We start from the raw sequence: 16,687 nt of genomic DNA, 5'->3' as shown, positions 1-16,687 counted from the left end.
ATCACGACGGTGACGGTCGCGGCTCTGCTCGCCATCAGCGCCCTGACCTGGCTGCCGATCGGCGAGCTCCTGCCGACCACCACGCAATCTCAACTGCGCGGGGTGCAGCAGGTAGCTCCGCAGGGCTGGGCCTTCTTCACGAAGTCACCCCGCGGGCAGGTGCACTTCCCCTACCGGAGCGACGGCTCGGACGGCTGGATAACGGCAGACCGAGGGCCGAACGCGCAGCTCAGATGGGCCTTCGGATTGAACCGCGAGTCGCGCCTCACAGAATTCGACGTGCAGACCGTGCTCGCGCAGGTCGAAGACGACTGGTGGCAAGAGTGCTCCAAGTCCGCGTCGGACTCTCAGTGTCTGGACAACACCCCAGCCCACGAGGTGTCGGCGGTGGGCCACGACCTGAGGCTGTGCGGCGACGTTGGCCTGGTGCGACGAGAGCCCGTCCCGTGGGCGTACCGCGACTACCTCAATCGAACCGATGGGGAGTCCATCCGACTGCTCGTGTCATGTCAGGAACCGGGATGACCTCTCTCCGTGAAGCCGCCGTGCGCTGGTCACGGCCCGCGCGCGACCACCTTCGGGCCGGCGTTATCGCCCCCCTGCGAGGACTACCGAAGACTCTCCTCGCGGCCGACAACGTTGTCCGGACGGTCACGCCGTTCACGCCTCTGCTCGGTCTAGCCCGCTCGTTGCTCGCAGCCGCGACGCTCGCGACCCTCCTCGCAACGCCCCACACGCAGCTCTTCTTCCGCAGCGTGAACTATCCCGACGGCGTGACATGCGACAGGCCGCTATCGGCCGGTTCCCTGTTCTGTCTATTCCGCGGCGACACCGGATGGATTGCAATGTCGATTGCGATCGCGGTGCTCCTGCTGGTGCTCTCCGGATTCCTGCCCGCCCTGACCGCACTCCCGCATTGGTGGGTCGCGTGGAGCTTCAACATGACAAGCCCCGTGCCGGACGGCGGCGATCAAGTCTCCGCTGTGCTGACACTCCTGCTCTTGCCCCTGCTGCTCGGAGACCGCCGTCTCAATCATTGGCAAGCCGACCGGCGGTACACCTCGCGCACAATCGCTGTGAAAGTCCTCGCGTACTCCGCCCTCATACTCATCTGGGTCCAGGTCTGCGTCATCTACTTCCACGCGGCGGTAGGCAAGTTCGCCGTCGAAGAATGGGCCAACGGCACGGTTCTCTGGTACTGGTTCCACGACCCGACCTTCGCTCCGGCGGAACCGCTCCGGTCGATGCTGCTCTGGATTGTCGGATCGAACGTGGGCGCCGCAGTCCTCGCTTACGGCTCGCTCCTGACGGAGCTTCTCCTCGCATTCGCTCTCGTGGCGAATCAACGTTTCCGCTCGGTCATGCTGGTCGTCGGGGTGCTGTTCCATCTCAGCATCGCGGTGTCCTTCGGCCTGTGGTCATTCTCGGTGACCATGACCGCGGCTTTGCTGCTGTATCTCGTTCGACCGCGACCCGATTCTGCGGCGCTTCCCGACTCGTCTGCCTCCTCGACGACCGTCGCGGCCACGGGGAAGACTGGAACGGACGCCCGGACCCCGAAAGCCGCGGTTCTGACCGCCCCACCGACGAAAGGCGATGATCTGCATGCGCACGATCGCGTACCGACCCTTTGACACCAGCCTGCGCGCGATCTTGTTCGTCGGCCCGGCGATCCTGCTCCTCGTCGCCCTCCTTAACGTCGATTCTCCTGCCGGTTGGATCGTCGCCGGCGCCGCAGTCGCGGTGCTCATTATCATCACCTTCTTCTCCGGCGTGCGTGTCCGCGCCGATGAGACGTCCGTAGCGGTCTCGCTCGTCCCGTTCTGGGGCAAGCGGCTGCGGTGGTCCGAGGTCGAGTCGGTCTTCGTGGAGGAGGTGCGCCCCTTCGAGGACTTCGGCGGCTGGGGGATCAAAGGCAGCCAGAAGCGGCATGGAATCCTCCTCAGCGCAGGTGACACCCGCTCGGTGAAGTTCGTGCTTACTGACGGACGTCGCTACCTCGTCGCGCTCGGCGACGGCACCGATGCCGCCGTGCGTGAGCTGCGCAGCCTCGCGCCGCAGGGGACCGTCGACGTCCGGTTCGCCGAGTGAACGGACTGCGCCGCACGACAACCGTTGATCAGCTGCCGAGTACGGACGCCCGAGCGCTCGCCTCGCTCGCGACCTTCATCGCCGTGACCTTCGGGAGCGCCTGGCTTCTCGCGCTGCCGCTCTGGCTGGGAAAAGGGATCAGCGATCCGCTGTTCCCGTTTGTCGCGGTCGCTGTGATGTTCACTCCCGCTCTAGGTTCCCTCGTGGCGATGACCCTGGTCGAGCGGCGACGGGACGTGCTCCGCGGATGGGGCATGTGGCCGATCGTCCGACCGGGGCGATGGTTTCTCTACCTCGGCCTTGGTCTTGTCATCCCCGTCCTACTCGTTCTGGCGGCGCTCGTCACCGGATCATGGCTTGGCCAGTACCCGGCCGATTTCCTCGGCGCCGGCGGGCTCATGGACATCATCGAGCAGCAGAGCGTCGACGTCGGGATGATCCCCGTGTGGATCCTTGTCGCCTCCCAGTTCGTCTCGATCGCCGTCGGAGCATTCATCAACACCATCCCCGCTCTCGGTGAGGAAGTCGGATGGCGGGGCTGGCTCGTGCCCCGTCTGATGGCGTGGGGAGCTGTCCCCACGATTGCCGTGTCGGGCGTGCTGTGGGCGCTGTGGCATGCACCGCTGATCCTGCTCGGTTACAACTATCCGACTGCACCGGGGTGGACGGGGCTGCTGATGATGACCGGCATGTGCACGCTGGTGGGGGGCATCCTCGCCTGGCTGCGGATTCGTTCAGAAAGCGTTTGGCCCGCTGCGCTGGCGCACGGTTCTCTCAACGCGTCCGTCGGGTTGTCCTCGGTCTTCGCCACCTCCGGCAGCACTGTCGATACCGTCCATGCGACGATCCTGGGCTGGTCGGGTTGGATGCTTCCATTCGCCGTTATCGCTGTTCTTCTCGCCACGGGCCAGTTTCGGACGCCGCGGACGAGGCCCATAGCGACTCGGTAGCAGTCGATACGCGGTGCGAAGCAGCGAATGCAGTTGCCGTCATATGCTCCCCAGAGGTCCGCATTCTGATCCGGCGCGGCATCGGGATCAAGGACAAGACCCGCGTGGCGCAGGTACATCCGCCGCTATTCGCGAACCGGCGGACGGGATCGCCCCGTCACCACGAGAATCTCCGACCTCAACACCGAGATGCAACTCATCGCACCCAGATTGGAGCGTGATCCTCGTCACCCGCACGCCGCGCCGCCGCGGTCCTCGCCAGCCTCCTCCCCGCCGCTGTCATCGCTATGACCTACCTCCTCTGGAAGGACGCGCTCGGCTCGCAGGTCGCCTTCCACTGGGATGCTCGCGGAAGGGTCGACCGCGTCATCGCAACGGGTGCCGTCTATGGACTCGCCAGTCGATCTGCGCTCAGACACGGCACGAAGTGACGTACAGGTGTCCCCCGCGGGACACCTGTGGGCGCATCGGGAGGGGAATGCGCCTCATCCAGCGCCTTCCACGGCAACAAGAAAGCCCCGGTTGACCGGGGCTTTCGTGGCGGAGACGGAGGGATTTGAACCCTCGGTCCCCATAAGGGGACTCCACCTTAGCAGGGTGGTGCACTAGGCCTGACTATGCGACGTCTCCAGATCCCGCAGGATCTCGCGCCCGCACGCGGGCGCGTCATCCCATCGTAACTGCTCCCGCCACCAGCGCGAAAACGGCTGCGCTTCAGAGGCCGGCGCCTTGTGCGCAGCTGGCGTCCTCCGCGGTGCGACCCGGCGCCGCAAGCTCGGCGTCGGGCGTCTCGGTGACCCCCGGCTGCGGTTCCTCGGTGTTCTCCGGCGCCTGCGGAGCCTCGGCCGACTGCGTGGGCGCCTCGGTTGCGGGAGCGGCCGGATCGACCGACTCGTTCGCCTTCATCATCGCGAACATCTCGGCCGCCGCGACCTCGTCGGGCACGACGCGGTTGGCGTCGTAGGGGTCCTCGACCACGGGGTACTGCAGGAACACGATGTCGGACAGGGGCACGTCCTTCGCCGCCAGGGCGATCTGAACGAGCGTCACAGGGTTCGTCAGGTTCGAGCTCGGGTCGACGTTCGTGAGCGTCGTGCGGGCGAGCGAGAGCACCGTGCCCGGATTCGTCAGCACCTGCTCGCTCATCAGCTTGCGGGCCAGCGCCGACATATAGACCTGCTGGTTGCTGATGCGGCCGAGGTCGCCGCCGTTGCCGACGCCGTGACGCGAGCGCAGGAAGGCGAGCGCCTGCTCGCCGGCCAGCTGGTGCGTTCCCGGCTCGAGGTAGAGCATCCCCGCCTCGACGTCGTTGATCCCCTCGTCGACGCACACCTCGACGCCGCCCAGTGCGTTGGTGATCTCGATCACGCCGTTCCAGGTGACTGTCGCCGCGTAGTCGATGGAGAGCCCCGCATCATGCGGCGTGGTCAGCGTGTCGATCGTCTTCGTGACGCACGCCAGACCACCCGCCGCGTACGCCTCGTTGATCATCTTGCGGTCGGAGGCCGGGGAGACCACGCCCTCGGCGTTCGTGCACTCGGGCGAGGGGATCATCAGGTCGCGCGGGAACGCGATCGCGGTGATCTTGCGCGGCTCTGGCGAGATGTGCACGAGCAGATTCACGTCGTTCAGGCCTGCCTCGAGCTGCCGGCCATCCTCGCCATACGCGGACCGGTCGCTCGGGCAGCGGTCGCCGAACTTCTCGTGCGAGTCCCACTCGCAGATGTCGATGCCGGTGAGCAGCAGGTTGACGTCGTCCTGGGCACCGAGCTGGCCGATCTCGGGAGGGGTCGTCCCCTCGGCATGGATGTCGACGGCGTTCTCCGCGAAGGTCGACGAGAGATCCCATGCGGCGTACGCGGCCGTACCGATGCCGGCGACGAGCACGCACGCGAGCCCGATGCCGACGATGCGCATCAGGCGGGCGAATGGGCTCTGCGCCTTCAGCTGCCCATGGCGGGCGACCGTTCGGCGGCCGCGTCGCTTCGACGTGTCGCTCATCCGTGCCTTTCGGGGGTGGGACTGCAGGAGTCTGTGGCGGAGGGTGTGGGATTCGAACCCACGGGACATCGCTGCCCGCTGGTTTTCAAGACCAGATCCTTCGGCCGCTCGGACAACCCTCCTCGGCAGGGTCTCCCCTGCTGATCAGGCGATCAGTCTAATGGCCAGCCGACCAGTCATTGTGCCGCGCCGCTCTGGACGCCCGCTGGGCGCATGTCCAGGGGCGACTGTGGACGATCCGCCGCAGGGCGCGACGCGCACCGGCCGTCGAGACGCGCATTCGCCGCCCCTCAGCCCGCGAGCAGATCGCGCAGCAGCGCCACGAGCAGGGCCGTGCGCGGCGCGATCTCATCCACGTACGCATGCTCGTGATCGGCGTGGGCGCCGCCGCCCACCGCGCCGAGCCCGTCGAGCGTCGGGACCCCGACCCCGGCCGTGAAGTTCCCGTCGGACGCCCCTCCGACCACGATCGCGTCGGCGAGCTCGAGCCCCAGGTCCTTCGACACGGCGCGCGCGCGCTGCCACACGCCCTCGGCGGCGGAGGTCTCGAGCGGCGGACGGTTCACGCCGCCCGACACGGTGACGGTCGCCCCGGTGTGCGAGGTGAGCCTCGCGAACGCCTCGTCGACGCGGGCCTGCTCGGCGACCGTGTGGGCGCGCACATCGACCATGAAGGATGCACGGGCGGGCACCGTGTTCGTCGTGGTCCCCGAGTGCGCGACGGTCGGCACGACCGACGTGCCGGCCTCCGGATCCGCGAAGCCCAGCACGACGCCGATCTGGTGCGCGAGCTCGACCGTGGCGTTGAGCCCCTTCTCGGGCTCGGTGCCGGCATGCGCGGCACGGCCGATGATGTCCACGCGGTAGTTCGACACGCCCTTGCGCCCGATCTTGAGCGCCCCGGGCCTGCCATCCGGGCCGTCGCCCGCCGCTTCCAGCACGAGGGTCGCGACGCAGCCGCGCGCCTCCTGCTCGATGAGCGCGCGCGAGGTCGGCGATCCGATCTCCTCGTCACCCGTGACGAGCAGCGTGATGGCGGCGTTCGAGAGCTGACCGCCGCGGCCATCGGCGAACGTCGCGGCCGCATGGATGCCCATCACGAGCCCGGTCTGCATGTCGAAGCAGCCCGGGCCGCGGATCACGCCGTCCTGGATCGAGTACGGGTGCGTCTCGATGGATCCGATGGGCCATACCGTGTCGTGGTGCGCGAGCAGCAGCACGCGCGGTGCGTCGGGCGCGGGCGACCCGAGCCGCCACCGCAGGTGGGTCACACCGTCGATCACGAGCCGCTCGGGCGCGAAGCCTAGGCGGCGCTGGCCGATGGCCGAGACGAGATCCGCCGAGCGCGCGACGGCCGTGAGGTCGGCCGACGGCGACTCGCAGCGGATCAGGTGCTCCAGGTCGTCGAGCATCTCGGGCAGCGCCGCGTCGGCCCAGGTCAGCAGCGGATGGCTCATCCCTCCGACGATACCCGCGTGATGTGTCCGGCTCGGGTCGCGCGGCTGCGGATCCCTCGCCGGGGTGCTCACGCCCGGGCGGCGGCGAGGCGCGCGGCGACCATCTCGTCGGCCGCGGCCCCCGTGGGGATGCGCGCCTCCGCCGAATGGGACAGCACCTCGCGAGCGGTGTCGGCGATCCGCTTCACGTCGGCGGTCACCTCGTCGCGTGTGCGTCCGAGCCGCTCCCCGCTGACCAGATGGATCACGCCTCCCGCGTTCGCGACGTAGTCCGGCACCCACAGGATGCCCGCCGCGTGCAGTGCCGCGTCCTCGTCCGGCGTCGGAAGCTGGTTGTTCGCGGCACCGCACACCAGCCGCGCCCCGAGCTCCTCGACGTGCGCCACCGTCACGGTCGCGCCGAGCGCGCACGGCGCGTAGACCTCGATCGGGCCGCCGAGCGACTCGGCGAGCTGCACGGCGCCGCCGGTCGCGGCGCTCACGCGCTCGCGCGCGTCGGGATCCGGATCCGCGACGACCACGCGGGCGCCCTCGTCCAGCAGCAGCTTCGTCAGAACGCTGCCGACCTTGCCGGCGCCCTCGACGCCGACCGCGCGATCCTTCAGCCCGGCCGCACCCCACAGCCGCTCGGCCGCGGCGCGCATCGCGACGAACACGCCGAGGGCGGTGTCCGGCCCGCTGTCGCCCGAGCCGCCCGCCGCGACGGTGCGGCCGGTGAGGTGGGTCGTGGTCTCGCCCACGATGTCCAGGTCGTCCGAGTTCGTGCCCACGTCGGCGGCTGTGACGTAGCGACCCTCGAGCGCGTCGACGAAGCGGCCGTACGCGCGCAGCAGCTCGGGCGTCTTGTCGGTGCGCGGATCGCCGATGATCACGGCCTTCGCTCCACCGAAGGGCAGACCCGCCGCGGCGTTCTTGTAGGTCATCCCCTGCGACAGGCGCAGCACGTCGTGGAGGGCATCCTGCTCGGACGGATAGGTCTTGAACCGCGTGCCGCCCAGGCCGGGCCCGAGCGTCGTGCTGTGGATCGCGATGATCGACCGCAGCCCGGTCTCCTCATCGCGGCAGTAGAGCACGCTCTCGTGGCCGGCGAGCGTCTCGGCGCCGATATCGAGCGCCTCCGCCGCGGGGACGATGGTCATGGTTCGCATTCGATGCCTCCTCACACGGCGCCTCCCGCAGGTGGGCGGCTGGTCGCCGTTCGTGTGCTGCGACCCGCGCCTCGGTCCGGGGCAGGCCGCACCCCGCGGCGGATCACGCCATCGGGGATGTAAGGAGTATCCGGATCAGCGGCGGCCCGCGTCAATGAGGTGCGGCGTCACGCGTCAATGAGGTGCGGCGTCACGCGTCGCCGAGGACGACGCCGATCGCCTGCGCGACGCCGCCCTCCTCGACCGAGCCCGTCGGATCCGTCGACGCCGCGACGACCTCTTCGGGCGAGTCCGCCATCACGAACGCGCGTCCGCCGTGCGCCTTGGCCCACTCGAACATGCCGATGTCGTTGCGACCGTCGCCGACCACGACGACGTCCTGCGGCGCGATCTCCTGCCACTCGCGCACGCGCTCGAGGGCTGTCGACTTGTCCACGCCCTTCGGCGCGATGTCGAGCCACGCGCTCCAGCCGACGGCGTACGAGACGCCGTGCAGACCGATCTGCTCGACGAGCCGGATGAAGTCGCCGTTGGCGTGACCGCTGCCGTTGTGCTCGGGCGAGACCACCACGACGCGCGCCACCTGCTGGCGCTTCATCTCCTCGAAGTCGACGTGTCGCGCGTTGTCCCGCTGCAGGCCCCAGTCGTCGACGTAGTGCGTGTAGAGGCGCGAGCCGTCGGCGAGCTCCACGAGGTAGTTCCCGTCGGGAAGGTGCTCGTGCAGCAGTGTCAGCACCTCGCTGGGGTCGAAGGTCTCCACGGTGTGACGCGCGTAACCCGTCTCCTGCGTCGCATCGCGAGACAGGATGGCCGCCCCGTTCGAGCACACGACGTACTCGGGCAGGATGGCGAGGCCGTGCAGCACGTAGGACGTCGCCTCCCAGCTGCGTCCGGTCGCAATCGTCACGATGTGGCCGGCATCGGTCGCGCGGCGCACGGCGTCCTTCACGCCGGGGCTGAACGACTCGTCCTCGAACAGCACGGTGCCGTCGAGGTCGAGTGCGATGAGCTTGCGTCCCTCGCGGCGGGGCTCGTCCTCGGTCGCCGCGGCAGCGGCCTCGTGCGACGTCATGCGACCGGCTCCAGCACCTCGAGGCCGCCCAGGTAGGGCCGCAGCACCTCTGGCACGACGACCGAGCCGTCCGCGCGCTGGTGCGTCTCCAGCAGCGCCACGATCCACCGCGTGGTCGCGAGCGTGCCGTTGAGGGTCGCGACATGCTCGGTCTTCGCGGCGGGCGCTCCCTCCGGCGACACGGGACGATGCCGGATGTCGAGCCTGCGCGCCTGGTACGTGGTGCAGTTCGACGTCGACGTGAGCTCGCGGTACGCGCCCTGGGTCGGCACCCATGCCTCGGTGTCGTACTTGCGCGCGGCGCTCGATCCGAGGTCACCGGCCGCGACGTCGATCACGCGGTAGGCGAGGCCGAGGGACTGCAGCATCTCCTCCTCGAGCGCGAGCAGGCGCTCGTGCTCGGCGGCGGCGTCCTCGGGCTTGGCGTAGACGAACATCTCGAGCTTGTTGAACTGGTGCACGCGGATGATGCCGCGGGTGTCCTTGCCGTACGACCCGGCCTCGCGGCGGTAGCACGTCGACCAGCCGGCGTAGCGCAGCGGACCGCTTTGGAGGTCGACGATCTCGTCCTTGTGGTAGCCGGCCAGCGCGACCTCGCTGGTGCCGACGAGGTACAGGTCGTCGGCCTCGAGCCGGTAGATCTCATCGGCGTGCGCGCCGAGGAAGCCGGTGCCCGACATGATGTCGGGGCGCACGAGCGTCGGCGTGATCATGGGCGTGAAGCCCGCGTCGAGCGCCTTGTTCAGCGCGTAGTTCATGAGCGCGATCTCGAGCCGCGCGCCGACGCCCTTGAGGAAGTAGAACCGGGCGCCCGACACCTTCGCGCCGCGCTCCATGTCGATCGCTCCGAGCTTCTCACCGAGCGCCAGGTGGTCCAGCGGCTCGAATTCGAACGTCGGGGCGTCGCCGACCTCGCGCAGCACGACGAAGTCGTCCTCGCCGCCCTCGGGAACGCCATCGAGCACCACATTCTCGATCGAGGCCATGGCGGCGGTGAACGCTTCCTCGGCGGCGGTCACGGCCTGCTGGGCCTCCTTCACACGCCCGGCCAGATCCTTCGCCTGCGCCACGAGCGCGGGCTTTTCCTCCTTCGGAGCTGCCGCGACCTTCTTGCCGAAGGCGTTCTGCTCGGCACGCAGCTCCTCGAAGGCCGTGATGGCGCTCCGGCGGACCTTCTCGGCGTCGACCGCCGCTGTCACCGTCTCCGGCGAGTGCCCGCGCGCCACCTGCGAGCGGGTCACGAGGTCGGGGTTGTCGCGAAGCAGCACGGGATCGATCACCCCGCCAGTCTAGGACTCGGGGCTGACGGCTCCTTGCGCCGACCACCCGGAGCGATATGTGCGCGGAGGCCTTCCACCATTCGAACCTATGTACTAAACTTGGCGCATGGCAGGCACCCCGTTCGAGGGCCGCTGGGAGCTCACCGACACCCAGCGCGAACAGGTGCGCACCATCAAGGACGCGTTCGCGAGCCTGGCGAAGATGAAGGCCGGCGTCGCGGCGATCGAGGCATCGCTGCACGCCCAGGCGCAGGCGATCGCTCTCGAGGTCCTCACCTCGATCCCCGGGGCGCCGTCGAAGTATCAGGTGCCCATCCGCGCCATGGCCGCCGACCTCGCGACCGTGGAACGCGTCTCGGACGCCACGGTGCGCAACCGGATGGACGACGCCGCGCTCATGATCCAGCACTTCCCCGCGACGTTCACCGCGCTCGCACACGCCGAGATCTCCGCGGCGCACGCGAGCACCATCTGCGACGAGGGCGGACGACTGGCCGACGACGGGATCCGCGAACGGTACGAGCAGATCGCGCTGCAGTTCACCGACACCACTCCGGCGAAGCTGCGCCCCATCTGCCAGGCGATCGCCGAACGGCTCGAACCCCGCACGCTCGCCGAGCGTCACGAGGAGGCGAACGCGCGGCGCGGGCTGTGGGTCACGCCCGACAGCGACGGCATGGCCGACGTGATCCTGCGTGTCGACGCGGCTCTCGCCGCCGGCATCGGCGATCGGACGAGGGAGATGGCCCGCGCCGTGCAGGCGGCGGCCTCGCCCAAGGAAGAGGATGCGCGCACGCTCTCGCAGATCCAGGCGGACGTGGTCGCCGACCTGCTGCTGACCGGTGCGCCGACCGCGCACGGCGACGGCCTCGACGGCATCCGCGCCACGGTGCAGGTGACCGTTCCCGCCGAGGTCATCACCGGCGACGACCGCACGCCCGCGCACATCTCCGGTGTCGGCGTGGTCGCGCCGGCGACCGCTCGTCGGCTGGCGGGCAGGACGCACACGTGGGCCCGGCTGCTCCTCGACCCGAAGACGGGCGTTCCCATCGCGGTCGACTCCTACGTGCCGTCCGCCGAACAGCGCCGGTTGCTCATCGCACGCGACGAGACGTGCCGCTTCCCCGGCTGCCGCCGTTCGGTCCGCCGCTGCGACATCGACCACACGAAGCCCTACTCCGAGGGCGGCGCCACCGACGTCGACAACCTCGGCGCTCTGTGCCGCGCGCATCACGTGGTCAAGCACCACTCCGGCTGGCGCGCTCGAAACCTCGGTCGCGGCGTCTTCGAGTGGGTCACCCCCACGGGCGAGATCCTCCACGAGAAGCCGCCGCCCAGCGTGCGCTTCGTGGCGCTCGCGGTCACCGACGCCGATCCACCGCCGTTCTGACGGCCCAATACGCTGAACTCCATGGATCCCGTCGATGCCGTTACGTGGCCCGTCCGCACCGAGCGACTCACGATCCGTCGGGCGACGCCCGCAGACGCAGAGGTCGCGTGGCGCTGGCGGAGGCTCCCGGAGGTGGGCGAGTGGATCACGCGGGCACCGACCCACTACGACGACTTCGTCGAGCAGTTCACGGCGCCTTTCCGGCTGGCGGTGACGCTGATCGTCGAGCTCGAGGGCGAAGCCATCGGCGACCTCATGCTGAAGGTCGAGGACGGCTGGGCGCAGGCTGAGGTCGCCGAGCAGGGCAAGGGCGTGCAGGCCGAGCTCGGCTGGACGCTCGACCCGGCCTTCCAGGGGCGCGGCTACGCGACAGAAGCCGTCCGCGGGGCGATCGACGTGTGCTTCGGCCCGCTGAAGCTGCGTCGCGTGCACGCCGGCTGCTTCGCGGCGAACGAGCCGTCGTGGCGGGTCATGGAGCGCCTCGGCATGCGCCGCGAGGAGCACAGCCGCAAGACCGGCCTGCACCGCTCGGGCGAATGGATGGACGGCATGAACTACGGGCTGCTCGCCGAGGAGTGGGCCGGATGACGGCGACCGCGCCCCTCGACGGCGTCCTCGTCGCGGACTTCTCCCGCGTGCTCGCGGGGCCCCTCGCGTCGATGACGCTCGCCGATCTCGGCGCGCGCGTGGTGAAGGTCGAGCGCCCGGGCGTCGGCGACGACACGCGCGCGTGGGGACCTCCCTGGAGCGCGCACGACAGAAGCGGAACCGGGGACGCGCAGAGCGCGACCTACTTCGAGGGCGCGAACCGCAACAAGGAGTCCGTCGCGCTCGACCTCAAGGACCCCGCCGACCTTGCTCGCGCAAAGCGCCTCGCCGCCCGCTCGGACGTCGTGATCGAGAACTTCCTGCCCGGCACCCTCGACCGCCTCGGGCTCGGCTACGACGACGTCACGCGGGCGAACCCCGGCGTGATCTACGTCTCGATCACGGGATTCGGCTCCGCCGGCGGAGCACAGCTTCCCGGCTACGACTTCATCGTGCAGGCGATCGGCGGGCTGATGCACATCACGGGCGATCCCGACGGCGACCCGATGAAGGTCGGGGTCGCGCTCGTCGATGTCCTCACCGGCAAGGACGCCGTGATCGGGGTGCTGGCGGCGCTGCGCCGCCGCGCCGCAACGGGCATCGGATCCCGCGTCGAGGTCTCGCTGCTCAGCAGCCTGCAGGGCGCGCTGGCCAACCAGGCCGCCGCTCACCTCGGCGCCGATGTCTCCCCCACCCGCATGGGAAACATGCATCCGTCCATCGCGCCGTATGAGCTGCTGCAGTGCGCCGACGGGCCGCTCGCGATCGCGTGCGGCAACGATGCGCAGTTCCGCAGACTGGCCGACGCGCTCGGCAACCCGGAACTGGCGCAGGACGACCGCTTCCGCACGAACGCGGATCGCGTCGCGAACCGCCCCGCGCTGCGCGACGCGCTGGAAGCCGCCCTCGCCGCCGCGACGGCGACGCAATGGCAGGAGCGGCTCACGGCGGTGGGTGTGCCGGCAGGGCAGGCGGGCGACATCGCCGAGGGACTCGCCTACGCGGAGCGCCTCGGCCTCGAACCGACGATCGAGGTGCGGGCCGCAGACGGTTCGTCGCGCGGCCGGCAGGTGCGTCATCCCGTGCTCTGGCAGCCGCCGTTCGAGGCGCCGCGTCGCGCCGCTCCCGCGCTCGACGAGCACGGCGACGCGATCCGGTCCTGGCTCGACGATTGAACCCAGGGCAATCCGGCGGCGTCGGGATATCGTGATCGGATGACCGGCCCCACCGACCTGCTCGACCTCGACGACCTCCTGACCGAGCAGGAGCTCGCGACCCGCGACGCCGTCCGCGGCTTCGTCGATGAGCACATCCGCCCCAACATCGCGCAGTGGTACGACAAGGCCCACTTCCCGACGGAGATCATCCCCGAGCTCGGTCGCCTGGGACTGCTGGGCATGATCTACCGGGGCTACGGCTGTCCCGGTCGCGGCGCGGTCGAGTACGGTCTCGCGGCGCTCGAGCTCGAGGCGGGCGACTCGGGCCTGCGCACCTTCGTGTCCGTGCAGGGATCGCTCGCGATGTCGGCGATCTACAAGTTCGGCTCCGAGGAGCAGAAGAACGATTACCTGCCACGCATGGCGCGCGGCGAGCTCGTGGGCTGCTTCGGCCTGACCGAGCCGACAGCGGGATCCGATCCGGGCAGCATGAAGACCTTCGCGCGCCGCGACGGCGACGACTGGGTGATCGACGGCGCAAAGCGCTGGATCGGTCTCGCCTCCATCGCCGGCGTCGCCGTGATCTGGGCGATGACTGATGAGGGCGTGCGCGGATTCGTCGTGCCCACGGACACCCCCGGCTTCACGGCGACGCCGATCGAGCCGAAGATGTCGATGCGCGCCTCGATCCAGTGCGACATCACGCTCGACGGCGTGCGGCTGCCCGCATCCGCGCAGCTGCCGGAGGCCCGCGGCCTGAAAGCCCCGTTCTCGTGCCTGAACGAGGCGCGCTACGGCATCGCGTGGGGTGTGCTCGGCGCGGCACGCGACAGCTACCTCACGGCGCTCACGTACGCGCAGGAGCGGATCCAGTTCGGCCGCCCGATCGCGTCCTTCCAGCTCACGCAGGCCAAGCTCGCCGACATGGCCGTCAAGATCACGCAGGGCCAGCTGGTCGCGCTGCGCCTGGGCCGTCTCAAGGAGGCCGGCAAGATCCAGCCTCACCACATCTCCGTCGGCAAGCTGGCCAACACGCGCGACGCGATCGCGATCGCCCGCGAGGCGCGCTCGATCCTCGGCGGCAACGGCGTCTCGGCTGATTACTCGCCGCTGCGTCACGCGAACAACCTCGAGTCGGTGCGCACCTACGAGGGAACCGACGAGGTGCACACTCTCGTGCTCGGCCGCCACATCACGGGGCTGGAAGCCTTCCGCTGAGCCCGCGTCAGTAGAGGTCCGGTCGCCGATCGCGGAGGTAGGGCGCGGGATCACCGATGGCGTCGGCGATGAGCAGCGCCTCCCCGTCGGCGGCGGCGAGCGCCTGCACCGTGCCGTCCGGCCCGCAGATCGTGCTGAGGCCCGCGTACACCTGCGCGCCCTCGGTGCCGCAGTAGTTGGCGTACGCGAGGGCGATCCCGTTCTCGTACGCGCGAGCGCGCACCAGCACGGTGGACACCAGCTCGAACGGCACCATATTCGCCGTCGGCGCGAGCACCACCGCGGCTCCGGCGAGCGCGAGCGCGCGCACGGTCTCGGGGAACTCGACGTCGTAGCAGATCAGCATCCCCACGCGGTGCCCGCGCAGCTCGAAGACCGGGAAACCGGATCCGGGGACGAAGCGCGACGAGTCGAGGTCGCCGAACATGTGGGTCTTTCGATAGGCCCCGACGAGCCGGCCGTCGTCCACGAGCTGCGCGGTGTTCGCGATCCGGCCGTCCGGAAGCAGCTCGGGGAATCCGTACGTGATCGCCACGCCGGTGCGGCGGGTGATCGACGCGACGGCTGCGAACACCTCCCCGTCCGGCGCCATCCCGGCGACGGGGCCCACGTCGTACCCCGTCACGAACATCTCGGGCGTCACGAGGACGTCCGCCCCGCCCTGGGCGGCGCGTGCAGCGGCGTCCGCGAGCCGGGCGAGGTTGCCCGCCACGTCGCCCGGCGACGACGGGCACTGCCAGACCGCCAGCCGCAGCACCCGGCTACTCCGGCAGCGCGACGGGCGCGAGTTCGGCGAACCGGTCGCCCGGCCCGGGGTTGTCCGGCGCGGAGGCGCCGCCGAAGTGGGCCATCACGCCCCACACGGCGTTGAGCGCGGTCTGCACGGCGCCCTCCGCCCAGGCCGGCGTGAACGAGACGTCGTCGCCCGCGATGAAGATCCCGCGCTCGTCGGCCGGCGCACCATCCTGCATGAAGTGCGTGTACATCCGGTGGTTGTAGCGATAGTGCCCCGGCAGGGCGCCCTTGAAGGCGCCGAGGAAGTACGGATCGTCCTCCCACGTCATGGTGACCGGATCGCCCACGATGTGGCTGCGGATGTCGACGTCGGGATAGATCTTCGCGAGCGCGCCGAGCGCGAGGTCGACGCGGCGGTCGACCGAGTGCGGCAGCATCTTCAGGGAGTCGGACATCCACGAGTACGACAGGCAGATCACCGCCGGCTTCCCGGGCCCGTTGTCGAACAGGTAGGTGCCGCGCGTGAGGCGGTCGGTGAGCGTCATGCTCATGGTATCGCGGCCGGTCCCGGGGTCGACGCGCTTCCAGAACGGCTCGTCCACCATCACGAACGTCTTCGTCGACTGCATGTACCGCGTGCGATCGAGCGCCATCCACATGTCCTGCGAGAACAGGCTCTCGTCGCAGTCGATCTCCGTCGTCAGCAGCCAGCTCTGACAGGTCGCGACCACCGCGTCGTGCGTGCGGGTCGTTCCCCAGCGGTCGCGCACCTCGAAGGATCCGTCCTCGCCTCGGCAGATCGCGGAGGCCGCGGGCAGCGTCGCGCCGCCGTGCAGCGTCGCGAGCGTCGTGCCCTCGGGCCACGGGCTGCCGGGTCGCACCGGCAGGTCCCACAGTCCGCGAGGCAGCTGCTCGACCCCGCCCTCGATCAGGCGCTGGTCGGTGTCGCACTCGAGCACCGCGACGCGCAGGATCTCGAGCATCGAGTTCGGGAAGTCCGAGTCCCAGCCGCCCGTGCCGAACCCGACCTGGCCGAACGCCTCGCGATGGCGGAACGTCAGCCGCGAGAAGGCCTCCGAGCTCGCGATGAAGTCGTAGAACGTGCGATCGTCCCACGTGCGCACGAGCTCGTCCCAGAGCCGCTTCAGCTCCGCCGCGTCACGGCGGCGGATGGCGTCCTGCAGCGCGCCGAAGCCGATCTCCTCGAGCGCCGCGTCCCACGCGTCCGACACCTCGCGGTAGAACGCGGGCAGGTCGTCGAGCGTGCGCGCGTAGTGGGTCTCGCCCCACAGGTCGATCACGGTGCTGCCCGCCGCGTCCGTCAGCGGGTTCGGGAACGGTCGATGCGTCAGGCCGAGCCGCTCGGCGTAGTGGAAGAACGCCGCACCGGATCGCGGGAAGCGCATGCCGCCGAGCTCGGCAACCGCGCCGTCTCCGCCCTCGAAACGGTGGGTGCGCAGTCGGCCGCCGATGCGCGTGGGCTCGTAGATGACCGGCTTGAGGCCGAGGCTCATGAGCTCGTACGCCGCCACCATGCCCGCGAGTCCCGCGCCGATGATCGCGACCTCGCGGCCGCGGCTCTCCTCGGGGATGGATCCGA

15 protein-coding genes and 2 tRNA genes are annotated in these 16,687 nt (G+C 69.8%); 8 read left to right on the top strand and 9 right to left on the bottom strand.

The annotated features are described in order from the left end of the window. Window positions 1–9 precede the first annotated feature (9 nt). The 4 genes from RIF89_RS01865 to RIF89_RS01850 are packed head-to-tail and all read left to right on the top strand — an operon-like array spanning window position 10 to window position 3,041. Window positions 10–525, top strand: coding sequence for an SdpA family antimicrobial peptide system protein (locus RIF89_RS01865; protein ID WP_309067464.1), 516 nt, complete (start codon window positions 10–12; stop codon window positions 523–525). Beyond that, the gene (locus tag RIF89_RS01860; RefSeq protein WP_309067463.1) at window positions 522–1,634 is read left to right on the top strand and encodes a sporulation-delaying protein SdpB family protein; all 1,113 of its coding nucleotides are present in this window, start codon (window positions 522–524) and stop codon (window positions 1,632–1,634) included. Before RIF89_RS01865 ends, RIF89_RS01860 begins: the two co-directional genes overlap by 4 nt. Continuing rightward, the gene (locus RIF89_RS01855) at window positions 1,606–2,091 is read left to right on the top strand and encodes a hypothetical protein (protein WP_309067462.1); all 486 of its coding nucleotides are present in this window, start codon (window positions 1,606–1,608) and stop codon (window positions 2,089–2,091) included. Before RIF89_RS01860 ends, RIF89_RS01855 begins: the two co-directional genes overlap by 29 nt. Continuing rightward, window positions 2,088–3,041 (top strand): CPBP family intramembrane glutamic endopeptidase, encoded by a 954-nt coding sequence (locus tag RIF89_RS01850; RefSeq protein WP_309067461.1) that lies wholly within the window; start codon window positions 2,088–2,090, stop codon window positions 3,039–3,041. The genes RIF89_RS01855 and RIF89_RS01850 overlap by 4 nt, the downstream gene beginning before the upstream one ends. Window positions 3,042–3,579: 538 nt before the next feature. On the opposite strand, the gene RIF89_RS01845 is transcribed toward RIF89_RS01850, so the two are convergent. The 7 genes from RIF89_RS01845 to serS all read right to left on the bottom strand — a co-directional run bounded on the left by RIF89_RS01845 (window position 3,580) and on the right by serS (window position 9,999). Beyond that, window positions 3,580–3,671 (bottom strand) — tRNA-Ser (locus RIF89_RS01845). 84 nt (window positions 3,672–3,755) lie between these two features. Beyond that, the gene (locus tag RIF89_RS01840; protein WP_309067460.1) at window positions 3,756–5,042 is read right to left on the bottom strand and encodes an LCP family protein; all 1,287 of its coding nucleotides are present in this window, start codon (window positions 5,040–5,042) and stop codon (window positions 3,756–3,758) included. Window positions 5,043–5,076: 34 nt separating this feature from the next. Continuing rightward, a tRNA-Ser gene (locus RIF89_RS01835) sits at window positions 5,077–5,164 on the bottom strand. 168 nt (window positions 5,165–5,332) lie between these two features. Continuing rightward, window positions 5,333–6,499: a M20 family metallopeptidase gene (locus tag RIF89_RS01830; RefSeq protein WP_309067459.1), complete on the bottom strand. Its 1,167-nt coding sequence runs from the start codon at window positions 6,497–6,499 to the stop codon at window positions 5,333–5,335. A gap of 68 nt (window positions 6,500–6,567) precedes the next feature. Further along, complete coding sequence (locus tag RIF89_RS01825) at window positions 6,568–7,638, bottom strand: Glu/Leu/Phe/Val dehydrogenase dimerization domain-containing protein (RefSeq protein WP_309067458.1); 1,071 nt, start codon at window positions 7,636–7,638, stop codon at window positions 6,568–6,570. A gap of 199 nt (window positions 7,639–7,837) precedes the next feature. Then, entirely contained in the window at window positions 7,838–8,719 is an 882-nt protein-coding gene (locus RIF89_RS01820; protein WP_309067457.1) for an HAD-IIB family hydrolase, read from the bottom strand. Continuing rightward, a complete protein-coding gene (gene serS, locus RIF89_RS01815; protein ID WP_309067456.1) occupies window positions 8,716–9,999 on the bottom strand; it encodes a serine--tRNA ligase in 1,284 nt (427 codons plus the stop codon). Before serS ends, RIF89_RS01820 begins: the two co-directional genes overlap by 4 nt. 106 nt (window positions 10,000–10,105) lie before the next feature. Between serS and RIF89_RS01810 the strand changes: the two genes are divergently transcribed. From RIF89_RS01810 to RIF89_RS01795, 4 genes are read left to right on the top strand one after another with little or no spacing between them, the layout of a single operon-like run. Next, window positions 10,106–11,389 (top strand): DUF222 domain-containing protein, encoded by a 1,284-nt coding sequence (locus RIF89_RS01810; RefSeq protein WP_309067455.1) that lies wholly within the window; start codon window positions 10,106–10,108, stop codon window positions 11,387–11,389. Window positions 11,390–11,410: 21 nt separating this feature from the next. Beyond that, complete coding sequence (locus tag RIF89_RS01805; RefSeq protein WP_309067454.1) at window positions 11,411–11,977, top strand: GNAT family N-acetyltransferase; 567 nt, start codon at window positions 11,411–11,413, stop codon at window positions 11,975–11,977. Next, the gene (locus RIF89_RS01800; protein WP_309067453.1) at window positions 11,974–13,152 is read left to right on the top strand and encodes a CoA transferase; all 1,179 of its coding nucleotides are present in this window, start codon (window positions 11,974–11,976) and stop codon (window positions 13,150–13,152) included. Before RIF89_RS01805 ends, RIF89_RS01800 begins: the two co-directional genes overlap by 4 nt. 39 nt (window positions 13,153–13,191) lie before the next feature. Further along, window positions 13,192–14,352 carry an acyl-CoA dehydrogenase family protein gene (locus tag RIF89_RS01795; RefSeq protein ID WP_309067452.1) on the top strand — a complete coding sequence of 387 codons (1,161 nt, stop codon included), beginning with the start codon at window positions 13,192–13,194 and terminating at the stop codon, window positions 14,350–14,352. 7 nt (window positions 14,353–14,359) lie between these two features. Here the strand turns inward: RIF89_RS01795 and RIF89_RS01790 are convergent, their stop codons facing one another. Together RIF89_RS01790 and RIF89_RS01785 are read right to left on the bottom strand one after the other, a co-directional pair. Further along, window positions 14,360–15,109 carry a nitrilase-related carbon-nitrogen hydrolase gene (locus RIF89_RS01790; RefSeq protein ID WP_309067451.1) on the bottom strand — a complete coding sequence of 250 codons (750 nt, stop codon included), beginning with the start codon at window positions 15,107–15,109 and terminating at the stop codon, window positions 14,360–14,362. 4 nt (window positions 15,110–15,113) lie between these two features. Then, window positions 15,114–16,687: NAD(P)/FAD-dependent oxidoreductase (locus RIF89_RS01785; protein WP_309067450.1), on the bottom strand; the 1,574-nt coding region annotated here is incomplete at its 5' end.

The organism is Microbacterium sp., assembly GCF_031178525.1.
Lineage (GTDB): Bacteria > Actinomycetota > Actinomycetes > Actinomycetales > Microbacteriaceae > Microbacterium.
Note: the sequence above shows the minus strand (reverse complement) of the source record. Positions and strands in the feature narration are given on the sequence as shown.